Source organism: Thermogutta terrifontis (assembly GCF_002277955.1).
Classification (GTDB): Bacteria; Planctomycetota; Planctomycetia; order Pirellulales; family Thermoguttaceae; genus Thermogutta; species Thermogutta terrifontis.
The window spans coordinates 720338-738638 of record NZ_CP018477.1 but is presented as its reverse complement, the minus strand read 5'-3'; the positions used below and the strand labels follow the sequence as shown (position 1 = coordinate 738638).

Below are 18301 nucleotides of genomic sequence, written 5' to 3'. Positions count from 1 at the left end.
GTCTTGGAGCCTATCCGAAAACCGAACTCCGCCCGGGGGAACACGCCAATTTTGAGGTTTTCGGATAAGTTCTCAATACTACAGCGCAGATTTACCTAGCCGCCACAATACACCCACCACATGTTGTGCTGATATGAGTGCTGTGGCCGCAAGATGCTGCACCACTCCCATTACCCTGCGCCGGGGTATTAATAACGCGCACCGAAATGCGCGATCAAAACCCCGGGCTCCCACACAGTTCTTTATTCAGTGTATCCCGCCTGCCCTGGGTGGTCAACGACGGGTGATTGATCGGCCGAGCATCAGGCTGCTCAGGACGACGGAAACGGAACTAGCGGCCATCGCGGCGGCCGCCGCTGCCGGCGGAATGAGAATCCCTGTCCAAGGGTAGATTACTCCGGCGGCCAGGGGAATGAGCACCGCGTTGTAAGCGAAGGCCCAGAACAGATTGCGACGAATGGTCCTCACCGTCGCCCGGCCGAGTTGCAGCACATCCACCACCGCCAGTAATCCCCGGTGGATGAGAACAATGGCGGCCGCCTCCTTGGCAATGTCGGCACCGTGGCTCAGGGCGATTCCCACATCCGCCTCGGCCAGTGCCGCCGCGTCATTGATGCCGTCCCCCACCATCGCCACACAACGGCCGGCTTGCCGAAGTTGCCGAATTCTCTCGTGTTTCTGGGACGGTGTTAACCCCGCCTCAAAATCCCTGATTCCCAACTGTTCAGCCACCGCACGGGCTGTTTCCTCACGGTCGCCGGTCAGCATGATGATCCGTAGCCCCATCCCCTGCAACGCTGCGATGGCCTCGCGACTTTCCTCAGCCGGCAGGTCGGCAAATTCGAGAATCCCGAAAAGCTCGCCATCCTGGACGACAGCGACCACAATTCGCGAGCCGGTGGCCACGGCGGAGACTTCCTGTTTAACTTCCGTGGCTGTTTTTCCCTCAACACCATGTTGGTCGGTCCGTTGCCCAAAAGTTCCGACCAAGTTTTCTGCCAACTGATCGGCCGAGTCTGCCGATTGAATGACGATGGTATGCCCATCACTTTCCACCCGGATGCCCTGGCCGGGCAACACCTCAATCGATCGGGCCGTCGGAAATGTGAGTCCCCGCCCACGTGCCTCTTCGAGAACAGCGCGGGCAACGGGATGGAGGCTCAACTGTTCGGCCGTGGCCGCCACCTGCAACAATTCGTCTTCGGTATGGCCGAAAGCAGGGCGAAGTCTCACGAGCTGGGGGCTCCCCACGGTGACCGTGCCCGTTTTGTCCAGAACGACAGTATCCACAAAGGCGGCTGACTCTAACGCCTGAGCATCGCGCACGAGGATACCGCGTGAGGCTGCCCGACCGCTTGCCACCACAATCGCCGTGGGTGTGGCAAGGCCGAGGGCGCATGGACAGGCCACCACCAGGACGGCCACCGTCGCGCTGAGGGCCATCCCCCACTGTTCCAGGACGAGTCCCCAAACCACAAACGTCGCGGTTGCGATGACCAACACTCCCGGCACAAACCAGGCTACTACCCGGTCTGCCAAACGTCCCAGACGCGGCCGGGTTTCTTGAGCGTGTTCCACCAAGCGAACCACCTGGGCAAGAAGCGTTTGTCTGGCGGGCTTGGTCACGCGAATAGTTATCGGTCGGGTGAGATTCAGCGTCCCTGCGAAGACTTCCTGACCGACAGTCCGCGGCACTGGCACAGGCTCACCCGTAAGCCACGATTCATCGATCTCACTTTCACCCTCTGTAATGAGGCCGTCGAGGGGGATTTTTTCACCGGGCAAGACCCTGATGTAATCGCCCACCCGGACCCTCCGGACGGGCACCTCCTGAACAGTTTGGCCGGAGATGACGCGCGCAAAAGACGGAGAAAGATCCATCAGTCGTCGAATGGCCAGCGATGCCCGAAACCTTGCCCGCACTTCCAAATACTTTCCCAACGTGATGAAGGTGAGAATCATCGCGGCATCGCTGAGGTACATTGGCACGGCGGGCAGGAGGATGGTGCTGCCGGGATGGGAACCAGCCGCGGCATGGCCAGCAAGGGACCAACCACCCAGGGCTTCTCCCATCCCTGCGAGGTATGCCGTCCAGGTCCCCGCGGCAATGAGTGTATCCATGCTCACGCCACCGTGCCGCAATTGTTTCCATGCGGAAGATGCGTACACCGTGCCCAGGTAGAATTGAACGACCGTGGCCGCAATAATTGCCGGCCAGGCCGACAGTGCCGTCATCGCACCGGGAACAAGCATGGTGGCGAGGATCACAATCAACCCCACGCACCCTACCGCGAGTTGCCGGAGACGCGTCTTTTGTTCTTCTGCTTCGCGGGACCAGGGCAATGACGGAGCAGACTCTTCGCCCTCCGCCTCTTCTGACGACTCTTCCAAGGGAACGGCTTCGTATCCGGCGGCCGCCACAGCCTGAACAAGTGGCTGAGTCTCCACCGAATCGCTCGAGGTATGCACCACCGCCCGTTGTGTCACGAGATTCACGTGCACATCATCCACCCCTGGTACTGATCGCAGGGCTTTTTCCACGCGGGCAACACATCCGGCACAGTGCATGCCGCGAACTTCCAGGCGAATTTCCCGCGCCATGGGAGGTTTTCCTTTGCAAAAGAGTTCATGCGGTTAATGCCTTGCCAAACGCCGGCGGCCCAGCACATTCCTTTGCGCAATTTTATGCAGCCCAAGGAGAATTCCCAAATGAGCGTTACCGTGTTGAGTGGTCCAAAGCCAGCTCGGGTGGACAGGCTTCACACGGACGGATGCCCCGCGCAATCACGGGATGACTCCCCGCGGTTTGTGAAAATACCGCTGACACAGGACGCGGAGTCTGTCCTTTCAACTTTCAACACGATGTCCGCCAAAGGCGTTACTGCGTGCATTTTTTGAACAACCGGTGCATTCTTCCTCGTGTGAGGACCAAGGAATTTTTCTCGGCAGCTACCGGTAGTCCCCCCAGTTGTGTCCTATACTTGGCTAGAACCGCTGAACGCCCCCTTGAGCCGCACCCATGAGAATGAGCGGAAAGATACGAGACAAATCGGATAAGCGAGGGCAATGCGAGAGCGAAGGGTGCTTATGGGAGCACGATGCTTTGTAATTCTGAGCGGCCTTGTCACTATCTTTTTGGTAGGGTGCGGAATTATTTTTTTCTGGACGGACCGATCGCTGCGTGAAGAATTACTCCAGGATGTGCGGAACCAGGCAGCCACCTTCCCCATGGACGCGCTCCGGGAGTTTGAGGGTAATCCCCGTGATCTGTCAAAGGAAGCCTATTGGAAACTCAAAAAATGGCTTGACGAGGTTCGCGGCAGTGTGCGGGATTGCCGATTCGCCTACCTGATGGGTCAAAAGTCGGACAGCCGCGTGTTTTTTTATGGTGACAGTGAACCCGACGATAGTCCCGCAGCTTCCCTGCCGGGGGACGACTACGCGGAAGCCTCACAAACGTTGAAGGGTGTTTTTTCTACCTCTCAAGCCGCTACCGAAGGCCCTCTTCCGGACCGCTGGGGAACCTGGGTTTCTGCATTCGTCCCAATTGTGTCCCCGGAAAGTCAAAAAGTCATCGCCGTTCTGGGCGTGGATGTTCAGAGCGCTCACTGGTATCAACGCGTCGTGTTCCGCGCGCTCGTGCCGAGCTCGATTTTCCTCGCATTTGTTATTGTACTTGGCCTCCTCGCGAGAGGTTTCCAGTGGTGCTCGTTCTTGATCCGGCGAGTCCAATGCTCCGCTGAAACGATGGTATATTCGCCAGCGGCTCCGCGCCAATTTTTCCTCGCTGTGATCCTTCTGGCAGTCCTGTTTCTCGGGGTGACGGCCTGGGGAACGTATCGATGGACTGAGCAGCAGATCCTGGAGCAAGCCCAGGAAAAAATCCACCTCACCAGGCAGTTCAACACAGCCCTGCGAGACTTTTTCGCCCAGCACGTTCGCCCCGAATTGTTTAAACACATTTCACCCCACGAGTTGACGCCGGAGTTGATGTCCACCTCTGCCAGTGTGCGGCGGGTCTTCGAACACGCTCAACTTTTAGAGATGGGGTACATTGTGCGGTTTCCGGTGGATCGACCGCTCAATCCAGCCAATCGGCCGACTCCGGCTGAAGAAAAACTGATTCAATATTTCACGGAGAATCCGAAAGCCCGTTCCTGGTCTGGCCGACTTAAATTCTTCGAGGGTGGCGAAGAATACCTGGTCAATGCAGTGCCGAAACGTTTTGAGCAGTCCTGTCTGCAATGCCACGGGCGACCCGAGGATGCTCCGCCGACTCTGCTGACTCGCTACGATCCGCGAGGTTTTGGGCATCAGGTTGGTGATGTTTCTCTGGAAGTCGTCGCTGTACCTCTGAGTCAGGTTCGGCAAAAGGCTTTCTCGCGAATTTTTGGACACCTGTGTGCGGCCATGGCCACGTGCCTGGTCTTTGTCGGGGGGCTCTACAGTGCGTTCCTTGCCTACCGAGCTCGGGAGAAACGGGCCCAAACCGAAATCATGCGGAGCCGCGAACTGCTTGCCGCTACGCTGCGATCAATCGGCGACGGCGTTATCACCTGTGATCGAGACGGCCGGGTCACCGGGTTGAACTCCGTTGCGGAGTGTGTCACGGGCTGGAAAAGCTATGAAGCGCAAGGTCGTCCCGTTGAGGAAATCTTCGTCATTGTTGACAGCCGCACCAGAAAGCCGGTGCAAAATCCCGTCCGAGAGGCCATCGCCACCGGCCAAATTCTGGAGTTGAGCAACCACACTCTCCTCATTTCCCGGGATGGCTGCGAATTCCACATTGCCGATAGCTGCGCGCCGATCCGCAACTCCAAGGGAGACGTCGTCGGGGCCGTCCTTGTCTTTCGTGACGTCACCGAGCAATATCGCCAGCGGGAACAACTTCGCGAAAGCGAACGTCGGTTCCGATTACTTATGGGGAACGCTCCCGCGGCGATCGCCATTCACAAAATCGTGTTTGATGAGCACGGGACTCCCGTCGATTCGGAATTCGTGGATGTCAACCCCGCCTTTGAAAAGGACACGGGCAAGAAAAAGGAAGAGGTTTGCGGCCGGCGCGTCCTCGCGCTCTATCCCGACATTCGCGAAGAATGGCTGGAAATGCTTCATATTTTGGTAAAACGCTCCCAGCCTGTTGAATGTGAGAAATATTATCCGGCCCTCGATCGGTGGTACCAAATCTCGGCGTACCGAATCGACGCCGACCATTTTGCGATTGTCTTTGTCAACATCTCTGCCAGCAAACGGGCAGAGCAGACGCTTCGGGCCAGGGAAGCGCAACTTCGCGCCATCACGGACTCTGCGGGTGACGGGATCCTTCTCACCGACGAGTCGGGAAGAATCGTCTTCTGCAACCCGGCCGCGGAAAATATTTTCGGATATTCTGCCGAGGAACTGCTGGGGCGCCCATTACAGGAACTGGTTGCAAATGAAAAAGTCAGTTCCGTCCAAAAACAGATCACTATCGAGAAACCGACTGATTTGAAGAATAGCTCATGTGCGTCACAATCTGCGCCAGGCCAGGTTGATACTCTTTGTGACACATGCCTGGTCAGAAGCAAATGCTCATCGGTGCCTGTGCGTGACAACCTTCGACGAACCTGCCGTGTAGAGGCAACAGGTTGCCGCAAGGACGGCAGTCGCATTCCGGTGGAACTGACCCTTTCCACGCTGCAACTGGACAATGCCTGGCACTATGTGGCCATCGTGCGGGATATTTCTGAGCGAAAAGCAGCGGAAGAACAACTGGCCAAATATGCCGCGGTGCTCGAGGCGAACAATCAGGCTCTCCTGGAGCTCTATGAGAAGGCAGAGGTCGCCACCCAGGCAAAGAGCGAGTTCCTCGCCAACATGAGCCACGAAATACGTACGCCGATGACAGCCATCCTGGGCTATGCAGAGATGTTGCTTGAGGAACTCACCCAGGAGGGCTGCAAGTCCGAACATCGTGCCGCGCTCCAAACCATTCAGAGAAACGGCAACTACTTGCTTCAGCTCATCAATGATGTACTCGATCTTTCCAAAATCGAAGCTGGCAAAATGCGTCTGGAGATGCAGCCGTTCCCGCTGCGGGAAACCCTCGACGAGATTATTGCGCTAATGCGGATTCGCGCGGAGGAAAAGAAACTGCCGCTTCGTTTGGAGGTACTTACACCCCTTCCCGATTTGATCATTTCCGACCCGGTTCGCATCCGCCAAATCCTTATCAACCTGATTGGCAACGCGATTAAATTCACCGAACAGGGTGAGGTACGGGTGCGTGTTTCCTGCATGCCCCAGGAAGAGCCCGACCACGCCCGTCTTCGGTTGGACGTCATCGACACCGGTATTGGCATCCCGCCCGAGTTGATGGCGCGATTGTTCCAACCTTTTACCCAGGGCGACTCCTCGACAAGCCGAAAGTACGGGGGCACCGGATTGGGACTCTCGATCAGCAAACGCCTGGCGGAAATGCTGGGCGGAGAAATCACGGTCACGAGCACCCCCGGCAAAGGCAGCACCTTCACCGTGACGATCCTGGTGCAAACCGTTCGCAGGGAGCACGCCGATGCTGGGCGAACGTCGCGTGGCGCGGAGTTGCCCTTGGATCCCGGATCGACGGCCGCTCATGCCCCGGCGCCCGCAACGCAAACGCAGCCCGACGTCGTTTCCCATCTTCGCGTGCTCCTGGCGGAAGACGCCCCCGACATTCGACGGTTGTTGAAACTGATTTTGGAGAAAGCGGGTGTCAGCGTAACGCTGGCCGAGAACGGCCGCGAGGCCGTCGAAAAGGCCATGGCGGCCTGGAAAGAGGGACAGCCTTTCGACGTCATTTTCATGGATATGCAGATGCCGGAGATGGACGGCTACGAGGCCACCCGATTCCTCCGGCAGGAAGGCTACTCGGGAATCATCGTGGCCCTGACCGCCCATGCTCTGGCAGAAGACGAAGGAAAATGTCTGACCGCCGGTTGCAATAAATACCTCAGTAAACCCATTCGTCGGGAAACGCTCTTGCAGACTCTCCAGGAACTGGCAAGCCAGCGGCAAGAAATGACCACACTTTCGGGTAACTCTTGAGCTGGGCAAACGGCACGGACGCAGCGCTAAGCTCACCGCTGGGGTTTTCCATAACCGACCAACCCTGAACCATCCTCGGTTTTTCAAAACCTGTCACATGCTACGAGGGCGATATGGTGTAGGGGCAATTCATGAATTGTCCCTACAACATCGGAGGGACCCGCTTGTCGGGTCCGACCGACATCCATTTGATAACCCATCCCTCCTCGCCGGGCACGACAAGCCTGCCTCTCCGAAACGCCCCTCGGAGGGACGTGCTTGTCACGTCCGTTTCTTCAACGTTCGATCATCCATTCCCTCGCGACGGGCCGAAAAAGGTGACGCGCCCATTTGCCCAGTGTGCCACCCAAATCAGGCATATCTTGCACCCCAGCGCCGAATTCCCACCCAGCGGCAACTTTGACGGTGGTGAACTCCACACGAAGCTCCGCCTTCATGAGCGGGTCAGCGAAATTTGCCGTCGGCAGCGACCCTTGTCTTGCGCTCTTCCGCTAGCCTAAACTTCCAGAACGAAGCTACTTTTTGCCACACCACGGAACGCGCTCGGGTTAACATTTTTTGGCCATTTCTTTGATTCTGTGATTGCCGCTCGAATTCAGCCTGGATGTCGCTTAGAGTTGTACTGGTTCAGCTTCCGATTCCGCCTCTCGGTCCCGAACCGGTGACGGGAAACGTGCCGCTTGCCGCCGGGTACCTCAAGTATTATGCACAGTACGTGCATCGAGTCCCGGCGGACATCGAGATTCTCCCTCCACCGCTTGCCGATCGGGCTGGCGATGCCGCGCTCCTTCGGGCCATTATCGAGCGACAGCCAGAGATCGTCGGCTTTTCCTGTTACGTCTGGAATGCGGAGCGGTCTCTCTGGCTTGCCCAGCGGATCAAGGAGCTTCGACCGCAAACCCGCATTGTGGTTGGCGGCCCGGAGGCAACATCCGATAACGCGTGGTTCCTCAATCATCCGGCGGTGGACTGGGCCGTTCTGGGCGAAGGTGAGGAGACCTTCGCGGAACTCCTCGCCACTCTCGCTGATTTTCCGCGATTGCTCTCCCACCCCGCCGAAGCACCGGACATCCCGGGAACCTGGAACCGTCATCGTTCCCGCTTTGGACCACCCCGCCCCCAGTTGCGCTCCCTGGATGCCGTCGGCCGCGTCTATTTGGACGGGATGATCGACCCCCGCTGGCACAACACGCTCTTACTGGAATCCATTCGGGGATGCATCTTTCACTGTAGCTTTTGTTTTTATCCCAAAAGTTTTGACCGCCTGACATACATGTCTCGCGAGGTCATTCTGGAAAACCTCCGTCTGGCGGAAAGGTGCGGCGTGGCGGAAGTGTTTCTTCTCGATCCCACACTCAATCAGCGGCGAGATTTTGAGGATTTCCTCCACACACTTCGGGAAGGCAATCCGCGCGGCAGATTCACATACTCCGGAGAACTGCGAGCTGAAGGGATTCGTCCCGAACTGGCCCAGCTTATGAGATCGGCCGGCTTTGTCGAAGTTGAGCTCGGCCTGCAATCCGTGGGACGCACCGCCCAGGATTTGATGCACCGGCGAGTCAACCTACCGGCGTTTGAACGGGGTGTTCAGGCACTCATGGATGCAGGCATTCACGTCCGCGTGGATTTGATCATCGGCCTGCCGGGAGACACGGCCGAAACGGTGAGAAAGGGAATTGCATACCTCACTTCCTCGGGACTCTACCACGAGCCGCAAGTCTTTCGGCTTTCTGTCCTGCCAGGCACGGAGTTTCGCCGCCGAAGCACGGAGCTGGGACTCGAATTCCAGCCGCGTCCGCCCTATCACGTTTTGAGCACGCCGACCCTAAAGGCAGAGGAAATTCAGCAGTTGATGGCCGAGGCCGAACAGGCTTTCAATACGGATTTCGATCCGCTTCCCATCGCCAACGACGAGCTTTCCTCGGAGCGTGTGAACCAGGGCGGAAGTGTGTGGAGAATCGATCTCGATGAGCCTTCTCCTGCACCCTCGTCGGATACAGTTGACATTGCTCACACCTTATGGATCACGGCCCGGGAATTTGCAGACCGGTCGGCCGCGATCGTCCCCTGGGTGCGGCGCGTCCTGGGGGACAATCCCCACACCAGCCTTTGGGTGGTGCTGGACGTGACCGGGGCTGATTCCCTGCCCGCCACGGAGGATATTTTCCGCATCATGGACGCCCTCCACGAACAACCGCCGACCTACTGGGATTGGCATTTGGCCCTGCATCCGAAGCCGGGACGGCTGGGGGCCAAACGGATCGTCATTTACTCGGCAAGACGTTTGAAAGGCCGACTGGCCCGGTGGCGGCGGAGCATCGAGCAGGTGGCGGACATCGTGGAAAACACGCAGGTGCCTCAGAAAACTGTTTGAGGAGTGTCATCAGCGGTTCTACTTTTCAAAAAAATTCCACAACCTTGGTGATCATGAACGACTCCCAGCGGGCGTCGGAGCGGAACGAACAGCAGGTGGCGGTTGCCGTGATCCACTTTAAAGACCTCGTCCTCGTGGGGCGGAGGCCCCCGGGGCGCCCCTGGGCAGGTTACCTGGAATTTCCCGGTGGTCGGCTGCAACCGGGCGAAAGTTGGCAAGAGGCCGCCCAGCGCGAAGCCCTTGAAGAGACAGGATTAAGCGTGACCATCGAAGCCCATCTTTTGACAGTCCACGCGGATTACGATTATGGCCGCCTGGAAATTCGTTTCTTTTCCGCCGTACCTGCCGCGGAAAGCCTACCGACACCTCGCGCCCCGTTTTTCTGGCTGGACATCGCCCGGCTCCTCCCGGAGGATTTTCCACCCGCCAACGCCGCGGTCATCGCGCAGCTCCGGCAGCGGCTGCTGAGTCAAAGATGAGTGAGAGAAGAAGACACACGGATGTGACCTTCCCGCCTGATTCAGCGTCAGGGAATGGCGTAACCAATCCCCGCCGTTGCCAGCACAGTCGCTACAACCCGCACAACCGATAAACTTTTCTCCGTCAAAAGACACAGACTAATTCGAGTTAATCACTCAAATGGCGTTTGACGGCTGAAACAACGGACTGGCTGCCGATTTGTAAGAAAGGACCGGCTTGCGGCCGGCATCGCACTTAAGCGTTTTACCCAGAAAGGTGAGCGATGAAGATGCGGTGTGCATTTCCTGTGATGACGGCAGTCGTGTGGGCGGTTTTCCAGGGGTTCCTGGGGGCCCAGACGCCCACCGTTTTAAGTTCCTTTCATATCGTGGACATGAAAAAACGGGGGGAAACGCGGGCCCCGGTGATCACCGCTTTGGACATCGACGCCGCCCACAACCTCCTTGCCACTGCCGGCGACGATCATCAGATTCGGCTTTTCGGGTCAGGTGGGGATCAACTTCTGGCCACCTGGCCGAGTGAAGGCTGGGTGTACGATCTGCGTTTTGATCCGACGGGCCGATATCTGGCAGGCGTGAATGAATGGGGTGTTCTCACGGTTTGGGAATGGCAATCCGCACGACAACTGTATCGGCTCCAGGTGTCCGGTGCGGCTTTGAGGGCCGTCTCGTTCAGTCCGGACGGACGAGTCATCGCTGTCGCGGGTTTTGATCCCACACTGGTGATCCTCGAATCGCTCACCGGGCGGATAGTGCGGCAGCTTTCCACAGGGGTGCGAGACCAGCGGGATGCGGCCTTCTCGCCCGACGGCCGATTCGTGGCGGTCACGGGGGGAAGTGGTCGCCTCCAGCTCTGGGAGGTTTCAACCGGCCGACTCGTGGTGAACCAAACGGTGTCGCCCCGGCGGCAGCGTGCCCTCGCCTTTGCACCCACAGGGCTGGTCCTGGCCGTCGGCGGTGAGGACGGACGGGTGCGAGTCTTCGCCGTGTCGGGCACTTCGCTGCAACTGGTCACCACTCTGGAACTGGGCGAAGGACAGATCACCACGCTCACGTTCTGTAACGGCGGAGAAGAAATCGCCGCAGGGACTTCCCGCAACGAAATCCGTGTTTTCGAACTTGCCAGCGGCCGAGAAATTGGACGGCTTCGCGGTCACACGGGCACCGTCGCCCGGCTCGTGTGGACCGCAGAACAGGGCGTCCTCGCCTCGGGAAGTTTCGACACAACAATCCGATTCTGGCAACTCCCGGCCGCCACGGTGGTCGGAGAACGCTCCGCGACAACCGTACCCGGGGCTGTCCGCCAGTAAGCGCGCAAGCGTGAGATGGCTAAACCTTAAGCACGGTCACAGCCCAGCCACGAGGCCTTTTTCACTTTCAGGAAACGCATGCAGGGAGGCACAACCTCGCACGGAGGACGAGCGTGAAACGCATGATCACACGTCTATTCGGGAACTCGCGCCATCCTGGTCGGCGATCGAACACCAGCCGGCGCTACCGTCGGTGCCATTTCGAGCAGATGGAGCCCCGCACGCTTTTGTCGGCTTCCCCGATCCAGTTGGGGATGGTGTATTACGAGGACGCCACTGGCACTGATGAGAGCGGTGACACATTTGAGCTCACATTCCAGGGTGGCGCCCCGGGCACTCAGCTTACCCGAATCGTCATTGACACCGACAAACTCGGTGACGGCCTGACGATCGGGGATTGTTTCTTCGATACAGACCCAGGTGGAATCGGGGCCTTCGGCTATGGTCCGTTCAGCGTCGTCTCCGCAACTGGGATCGATAGTTACTCGGTGTCCGTCGCCGATGGTGGGACAAAACTTGTTCTGGACTTCGTCGGCTTTGACGCCGGAGAACGATTTGTCTTCAGCATTGACGTCGATGAGATGGGCTTTCTGGGGCCCAACGCCGTGGCCGAGGGAAATGAATTTGAAGGTTCCCGGCTCACCGCCTGGTTCGTCGCGCCGCATTATTACGACGCGACCGGCGAGGATATGTTCATTGATGCCTATGACCCAAAACTTGTAGCTGCGGGATTGCGCCTACCTTCGGATAGTTACAGTCCTCCGCTGGCGGAACCTCAACCCGTCCGCACAGCCGCGGCGTTTATCAGCCTCATCCAGACCCCGCTTCCCGTGGCCATCAGCGGACGCGTTTTTGAAGATCCCAATCTGGATGTGGTTTTCAACTCGGGCGATCGGCCGCTCGCCGGTGTGGTCCTCCAGCTCTGGCAAAAGACAGAGGACACGGGAGAGTATGTTTTCACCGCTCGCACAACAACCACCGACAGCGACGGCTTCTACCGCTTTGACAATTTGTTGCCGGGCACCTACCGCGTGGTTGAGCAACAGCCGGATGGCTATCTCAGCGTGGGCGCGGCGGCAGGAGCGGTCAACGGCACCCAGCGCGGCACCGTCCAATCCGCGGATGTCATATCAGAAATCACGCTTCTCGGTGGTGAAGAGAGCCTTGGCAACAATTTCGCGGAGGTCCGACCGGCCCGTCTTTCCGGTCACGTGTATCACGACATCAACAATAATGGTCTGCGAGAGGAGGGGGAAACCGGGATCCCAGGCGTCACGATTGTCGTCATTCGAGAGGCTGATAGCTTTGCACCCCAGCAGTCCTGGACGGTGACCACCACCGCGGACGGAAGCTGGGCCGTCGCCGGACTCTATCCCGGTACTTATCGCGTGGAAGAAACACAACCTGCTGATTACATCGACGGTCTCGATCGCGCCGGATCGCTGGGCGGAGAAGCGCAGAACCCCGGTGATGCGATCACTCAGATCCGCGTGCCGGCGGCTGGAGTCGGCACAGACTATGATTTCGGCGAAATCCTGCCGGCATCGCTGTCCGGATGGGTCTATTCCGACCTCAACCTCAACTGCCAGTATGATCTCGGAGAACCCACGCTCCCCGGCGTGACGATCGAACTTCGTCTGGCAGACGGGAGTTTGCTCGCCACGGCCGTCACGGATGCCAACGGCCGATATGAGTTTACCGGTCTTCTGCCGGGAACTTACAGCCTGACGGAAACACAACCCCACGGCTTTTTCGACGGTTGCGACCACGCGGGAACGGCCGGGGGGCAACTTGTCGGCCCTGACACAATTGCCGGAATTGTACTGCTATCGGGAACGCAGGGGCGGGAGTATCTCTTTGGCGAAATCGCCCCGGTGAGCCTCGCGGGCCGGGTCGTCTCGGATGAGAACGCGAACGATCTCATCGACGCCGGCGATCAACCCATCTCCGGCGTGACCATCGAACTTTACACGTCTGAGGGTCAGCTCGTGGCCACAACCACCACCGATGCCGACGGGCGATACCGATTCGAGAATCTCTTTCCCGGTTATTATTCAGTGGTCGAGATCCAGCCGGACGGCTACCTTGACGGCGCTGACTTTGTGGGGACGGCGGGTGGCGAATTGGATGGTAACGACCGCATTATCAACGTGAAGCTGCCTCCCGGGGTGTCCGGGGAAGAATACAACTTCGCCGAAATCCGCCCGGCCAGCATCAGCGGCTATGTCTTTCAGGATGGCCCCGCCCTAACATACGTTTGGGGGCAACCGCGTCCCGACCCATTCCAGCTCCGGGATGGCCGCCGCACGCCCGATGATACGCCGCTGGCCGGTGTTCAAATCGAGCTGCGTGATGCCCAGGGACGACCGGTGCTGGATGCCTCGGGCAAGCCGCTCGTGACCTACACGGACGCCAACGGGTTTTATCAGTTCACCAACCTTCGGCCGGGGGTTTACACGATCCGAGAAATCCAACCGGCAGGATACGAAGATGGCCCGGACACGGTGGGAACTCTTGGCGGACTGGCGGTCAATCCCGGAATGGATCTTGGCGCTCTTCCGCCGCTCGCGTTTGATCCCCAGTATGACGCGATTCTTTTGGTTCCACTGGGAGCCGGGAGCGAGGGAAAAGAGTACAACTTTGCCGAGGTGCTCGTGACGGCGATCCCGCCTTTCCTTCCCCCATTCACCCCACCGCCGTCACCGCTGCCTCCCCAACCGCGGTCCCCGATCATTCCGCCGGAGAGCACACCCATCACCCTGCAGATTTCTCCCGTATTGCCAAACCAGCCCACTCTTCCCCGTTTTGCCGGAAGTGCGGGAACGGTGGAATACACCTGGCATTTGAGCGTCATCAACGGGGGAATGCCGCGACACCGCGACGACGGCCTGCGGCAGGTGACCATTCGGGAAGCGAGTTACTTCGACCCTGCGCGATGGCAAGGTCTGCCGCTCGATCGCGGCGAATGGAAAATCCTTGATCTTGCTACGGGAGAGGTGACAACTTTTGGCACGTTGGGCACCGAGGCGGCACTCCCTGTTGTCGCCGATTTTGCTGGAGTGGGGCATGTCCAGCTCGGCGTGTTCTTTGGCGGAATGTTTTTTATCGACCTGAATGGTAACGGCGTCTGGGACGAAGGCGACCTGTGGATCAAGCTGGGTAGGGACGGCGATCAGCCCGTCGCCGGTGACTGGGATGGCGACGGCAAGGCCGACGTGGGTGTGTTCGGACCAGCGTGGCTGGGCGATGATCGGGCTCTGCGGGTCGAGCCGGGGCTTCCCGACGCCCAAAATCGGCTCGTGGCGCTGCGTCCCAGAAATCTGCCTCCCACTCCGGCCCAGGCCCCTGACGAACGGCGGATCCTCAAGCAGGGAGCCGCCGGCCCCGCCCGCGAAGACCTCATCGACCATGTCTTCATGTACGGTGAGCCTGGGGACTTCGCCGTCGTCGGCGACTGGAATGGAGACGGGATTGCCACCATTGGCGTCTTCCGCGGGGGTGTGTGGTATCTCGATATGGATGGCGACGGACGCTGGGGCGAGAAAGACCGCATTGCGTTCTTCGGCCAGGCCGGTGATCTCCCCGTCGTTGGTGACTGGATCGGCGATGGCATCACCAAACTCGGTGTGTATCGCGACGGCCGCTTCATCCTGGATACCGACGGGGACTTCCGCCTCACAGACGTGGACAAGGTGTTCCTGCTGGGCGGAAAAGGCGATCGGCCATTCGCGGGAGATTTCAATGGAGACGGCAAGGCCGAGGTGGGCGTCTATCACACTCGCGGACCCCAGGAAAGCGGTTCTCCGCCGGTATCCCAGGGGGTACGGCCCCGAGTCGCAGAACCGGCCCCCAGTGCCGGAGACTGAAAGTCTTCGCGGAATCTCCTGTTCTGGGAAGCCCCCATTTCCGCTCCGCGCCGGCGAGGTACCAGGTTGGACAAACGCCCCATAGGGGTGGACTGTGCGCAAATCCCGCAGGTTGGACTGAGACATCCGAATTCTTCATCCGCTGATGGCGACGCGAACGTCTCCGGGGGTTCGCGTCAGCCGGAGCGACCTGCTCGTCAGGTCCGCTTCTGCTGGGACGTGCTTATCACGTCCGCCGTTCAACGCCAGATTATCGATTCCATTTCACCGGGCACGACGAGCGTGCCCTTCCGCCAAAAGGTTGCGGAATCTGTGTCCCCGTCCTAAACTGATCGACGGAGAGGGTTCACGTCGGCGGAAAACTCTGATCTTTTCCCATAAGTACTTGACCCGATGGCTCGGGAGAAGTCGTCGGGGGCGTGATAGAGGATAACTTGGTCTCATCGCGAGGGCGGTTATGCCTGCGTTGAAAGGTCTGTGGAAGAAAATTGCGGCCGTCTTGAGACCTGCACCGCCGGCGGCTCCGCCGGTGGATCCCGCCCAACAGCAGGCGGAAAAGCTGATTGCTGAGGGGATGGAGCTTCTGGAAGCGGGAAATTCAGAAGAGGCTCTGGCGCGATTCCACCAGGCGGTTCGCGCGGCACCTAAGTGTGCCCGGGCGTATTATGCACGGGGACTGGCCTACTATACCCGGGGGCAGTACCAGTGGGCCATCGCCGATCTCACCACGGCCATCCGCCTCAATCCCCAGATGGCGGAGGCTTACTGCACACGTGGTCTCGCCTGCACAGCCAAGGGCGACTACGATTGGGCGATTGCCGACTTCAATGAGGCCCTGCGACTCAACCCCAACCTTGCCGAAGCGTATAACGGTCGCGGTGTCGCCTACTTCGGAAAGAAAATGTACGACCCGGCCATTGCCGATTTAACGGTGGCCATCCAGCTCAATCCCAACGACGCCAACGCCTATTTTAATCGCGGTTTCGCCTACGCACTCAAAGAGGATTTTCACAACGCTCTGGCGGACTACACGCGGGCGATAGAACTCGATCCCCGGCACTATCGGGCCTACAACAATCGCGGCACGATCTATCAGGCCTTCCGACAACTTGACAAGGCGCTGGCCGACTTCGACCAGGCTATTCGCTTGAAGCCCGACCTGGCAGACGCTTACAACAATCGGGCACTCGTCTATCAGATGCTGGGCGAAGAAGAGAAAGCCCGCTCCGACTTTGAAATGGCGTACAAACTGGGCTTTCGCCGGGAAACGGGTTGAACCGCCGGAGTGCCACCGCGCACGACAGACGTGTCCCTTCGCATCCCGGAAGGAGCTGCCTGTCAGATCCGCATTCAAGCGGAGGGGCCATCCATGAACTACCCCTACCCTATTCCCCGAACCGTTATGGACTGCCCCTACGCCCGACTGAGCGTTCGGCATCTCACAGGCCTTTGAAAAACGGGAATTGATCAATCCCGATGAAAATGCAGGCCAGCACAAAAGGGGCACAATAAACGAATCAATCTCGAAAGGTGTGTTTCGGAAAAGATATGTTTATGGGCGGGGTATCTATGTGTCGAAAAAAATGCAAGGTGAGGGCTTGCCTGAAGATCATCCTTAGGCTAAAGTTCTCATTGTCGTGAGAATGAACCGGTGGGCCCTTGATCGAGCCGGTGCATTCTTTGGGAGTTCGGATGTTTTATGAGACTTGAGCCACTCCTTGTCGAGGTCAATGCACCGGCGACTGGACGCTCATCTCATAAGACTCTCCGAGTAAGTTTCGTGCGGACAATGTCCGCGAGTACGTTTCGTTTTGAGGAGTGGCTTTAATGGCCGAGGGTGTTATTAAGAAGTTGGTTGTGGACCGCGGTTTTGGCTTCATCCAAACCACCGGTTCCGGGCGCAAGTCGGATGTCTTCTTCCACTTCTCCGCAGTGGAGGGAGCGCGTTTCGAGGACCTTCACGAAGGTCAGAGCGTCGAGTACGATCTGAGCTCTGAAGCGCCGAATCCGGGCCGTGGCAAAGGCCCACGCGCGATTTCCGTTCGCCCCAAGTGAACGGCAGATCGCCTCGGAAACCGATCATCCGGATGATTCAATCATCACGACTGTTCGGGATCCACAGTTTTTCGTCTGCCCAAGATCCGCTCGTAATTCACGCTGGGGTCGTCGGGTAGGTCCTCGGTGAGTCCACGAGCACCGGACCGAGGGGGAATTTGGTGATAAGACGCACCCAACAGGGACCGCTTTGGTCCCTGTTGTTTTTTCTTGGCCAAGACCGAAATCAATTTCGCCGTGGTTTTCGAGTGTTGGGCATCAGGCCGGATCAGGCCTCGCGGATAAATTCCGGCTCGATCAGTTCGGGAAGAGCCCGCACTTCGAATCCCCTTCGTAAAAAGAGACGAACCGCCTCTATTCCCTGGGGCCCGAGCTCCTGGGTCCACCGATTCACGTACATGCCCACGAATTGATCCGCGAGCGAATGATCGAGGTCCCGCGCATACCGCATCGCATGGGCCAGGGCCTCGTCACGGTGGGCCAGCGCATAATCGATGCTCTGCCGCAGCAACCGGTGGATGTCCCGCTGCACCTCCAGCCCGAGATCCCGCCGGATGGCATTCCCGCCCAGGGGCAACGGTAGTCCGGTTTCCGTGGTCCACCACTCCCCCAAATCCACCAGCTTGACAAGTCCCTCCCTGGCAAAGGTCAGTTGCCCTTCGTGGATGAGAAGTCCCGCCAGAACGGGCTGATCGCCAAAACGGCCCTCTGCCACCACGCGGGGAATTTCATCGAACGGCACGAGCACAAAGGGGAAATCGTCCCCAAGATACAGCCGGAGAGCCAGAAAGGCGCTCGTCCACCGGCCGGGCACCGCGATCGGACCTCGCCGCAACTCGTCCCGGCTCAGTGACCGCCGAGCCACCACCAGCGGGCCGTAGCCATCACCCATGCTGGCACCGCATCGGCACAGGATGTAGCGATCCCGTACCTTCGCATAAGCATGGAAGCTGAGAGCAGTCAATTCGAGCTCGCCCCGCAGCGCCCGCTGATTAAGCGTCTCAATATCGACTAACTCATGAACAAATCGATAACGCCCGGTGGGAATTCTCTCTGCGGCCAGGGCGTAGAACATGAACGCATCGTCAGGATCGGGACTGTGTCCCACCCGAATGGTGATTATCTCTGTGGCCATGATTTCTCCCGCATTTC

9 protein-coding genes are annotated in these 18301 nt (G+C 58.8%); 7 read left to right on the top strand and 2 right to left on the bottom strand.

Annotated features, from left to right (window positions below; genetic code table 11):
- Positions 1-273: 273 nt before the first annotated feature.
- Entirely contained in the window at positions 274-2601 is a 2328-nt protein-coding gene (locus tag THTE_RS02660) for a heavy metal translocating P-type ATPase (RefSeq protein WP_095413985.1), read from the bottom strand.
- Between the two features lie 486 nt (positions 2602-3087).
- Here THTE_RS02660 and THTE_RS02655 point away from each other — a divergent pair, with 486 nt between their 5' ends.
- The 7 genes from THTE_RS02655 to THTE_RS02625 all read left to right on the top strand — a co-directional run bounded on the left by THTE_RS02655 (position 3088) and on the right by THTE_RS02625 (position 17149).
- The gene (locus THTE_RS02655) at positions 3088-7065 is read left to right on the top strand and encodes a PAS domain S-box protein (RefSeq protein WP_168175776.1); all 3978 of its coding nucleotides are present in this window, start codon (positions 3088-3090) and stop codon (positions 7063-7065) included.
- 604 nt (positions 7066-7669) lie between these two features.
- A complete protein-coding gene (locus THTE_RS02650) occupies positions 7670-9439 on the top strand; it encodes a B12-binding domain-containing radical SAM protein (protein ID WP_095413983.1) in 1770 nt (589 codons plus the stop codon).
- A gap of 53 nt (positions 9440-9492) precedes the next feature.
- A complete protein-coding gene (locus THTE_RS02645) occupies positions 9493-9918 on the top strand; it encodes an NUDIX domain-containing protein (RefSeq protein WP_157731656.1) in 426 nt (141 codons plus the stop codon).
- Between the two features lie 269 nt (positions 9919-10187).
- A complete protein-coding gene (locus THTE_RS02640; RefSeq protein ID WP_157731654.1) occupies positions 10188-11228 on the top strand; it encodes a WD40 repeat domain-containing protein in 1041 nt (346 codons plus the stop codon).
- A 122-nt stretch (positions 11229-11350) separates the two neighbouring features.
- Complete coding sequence (locus THTE_RS02635; protein ID WP_095413980.1) at positions 11351-15094, top strand: MSCRAMM family protein; 3744 nt, start codon at positions 11351-11353, stop codon at positions 15092-15094.
- A 457-nt stretch (positions 15095-15551) separates the two neighbouring features.
- Positions 15552-16370: a tetratricopeptide repeat protein gene (locus THTE_RS02630; RefSeq protein ID WP_095413979.1), complete on the top strand. Its 819-nt coding sequence runs from the start codon at positions 15552-15554 to the stop codon at positions 16368-16370.
- Positions 16371-16921: 551 nt separating this feature from the next.
- On the top strand, positions 16922-17149 hold the full coding sequence (locus THTE_RS02625; RefSeq protein WP_095413978.1) for a cold-shock protein: 228 nt from the start codon (positions 16922-16924) through the stop codon (positions 17147-17149).
- A 268-nt stretch (positions 17150-17417) separates the two neighbouring features.
- Here the strand turns inward: THTE_RS02625 and THTE_RS02620 are convergent, their stop codons facing one another.
- Entirely contained in the window at positions 17418-18284 is an 867-nt protein-coding gene (locus THTE_RS02620; RefSeq protein ID WP_095416735.1) for a menaquinone biosynthesis family protein, read from the bottom strand.
- Positions 18285-18301 lie beyond the last annotated feature (17 nt).

What these genes read in the sequence shown, in the direction of transcription:
- THTE_RS02660 (WP_095413985.1), bottom strand. Translation starts at nt 2,601, where the DNA reads ATGGCGCGGGAAATTCGCCTGGAAGTTCGCGGCATGCACTGTGCCGGA.
- THTE_RS02655 (WP_168175776.1), top strand. Translation starts at nt 3,088, where the DNA reads ATGGGAGCACGATGCTTTGTAATTCTGAGCGGCCTTGTCACTATCTTT.
- THTE_RS02650 (WP_095413983.1), top strand. Translation starts at nt 7,670, where the DNA reads ATGTCGCTTAGAGTTGTACTGGTTCAGCTTCCGATTCCGCCTCTCGGT.
- THTE_RS02645 (WP_157731656.1), top strand. Translation starts at nt 9,493, where the DNA reads ATGAACGACTCCCAGCGGGCGTCGGAGCGGAACGAACAGCAGGTGGCG.
- THTE_RS02640 (WP_157731654.1), top strand. Translation starts at nt 10,188, where the DNA reads ATGCGGTGTGCATTTCCTGTGATGACGGCAGTCGTGTGGGCGGTTTTC.
- THTE_RS02635 (WP_095413980.1), top strand. Translation starts at nt 11,351, where the DNA reads ATGATCACACGTCTATTCGGGAACTCGCGCCATCCTGGTCGGCGATCG.
- THTE_RS02630 (WP_095413979.1), top strand. Translation starts at nt 15,552, where the DNA reads ATGCCTGCGTTGAAAGGTCTGTGGAAGAAAATTGCGGCCGTCTTGAGA.
- THTE_RS02625 (WP_095413978.1), top strand. Translation starts at nt 16,922, where the DNA reads ATGGCCGAGGGTGTTATTAAGAAGTTGGTTGTGGACCGCGGTTTTGGC.
- THTE_RS02620 (WP_095416735.1), bottom strand. Translation starts at nt 18,284, where the DNA reads ATGGCCACAGAGATAATCACCATTCGGGTGGGACACAGTCCCGATCCT.